Source organism: Streptomyces johnsoniae, assembly GCF_031845565.1.
GTDB lineage: Bacteria > Actinomycetota > Actinomycetes > Streptomycetales > Streptomycetaceae > Streptomyces > Streptomyces johnsoniae.
In genome coordinates, this window is the sequence record NZ_JAVREV010000093.1 from 1 (window position 1) to 413 (window position 413).

Here is a 413-nt window from a genome sequence, read left to right on the forward strand (position 1 = left end):
AGGTCCGCCGGGTGGACGGGCACGGCATCCCCGGCGGCGCCCTGTTCACCATGCAGGTCCAGGGCACCGGCACCGTGGTCATCAAGACCCACGGCACGCCGGTCGTCCTGCCGGTCACACCCACCACGTTCGCCGACTGCAACGCGGTGGTGGCCTGGTCGGCCGCCTCCCAGGTGATCGTCTCCAGCCAGGTCCGGCTGCGCCGCAACGCCGACCCGGGGCACAGCGGTGAGACCGTGAACCTCCAGTTCCGGGGAGCCCCCGGCAACTTCATCGTCGTCCAGCCCTACGAGGTCTGAGGGAGCCCGTCATGAACCAGCACCTCTCGGGCTACGCCCCGACCCCCGTCACGGCACGCATGGAGAACCACGGTTCGGCCATGCTCAAGGTCGCCATGGCCACCGGGCAGGACC

The 413-nt window shown here is 70.5% G+C and carries 1 protein-coding gene and 1 pseudogene; both read left to right on the forward strand.

Annotation, left to right across the window (positions count from 1 at the left end):
• Nucleotides 1-299: AIM24 family protein (locus tag RM779_RS33425; RefSeq protein ID WP_311621555.1), on the forward strand; the 299-nt coding region annotated here is incomplete at its 5' end.
• An 11-nt stretch (nucleotides 300-310) separates the two neighbouring features.
• A pseudogene (locus tag RM779_RS33430) lies at nucleotides 311-413 on the forward strand (AIM24 family protein); the annotation flags it as partial.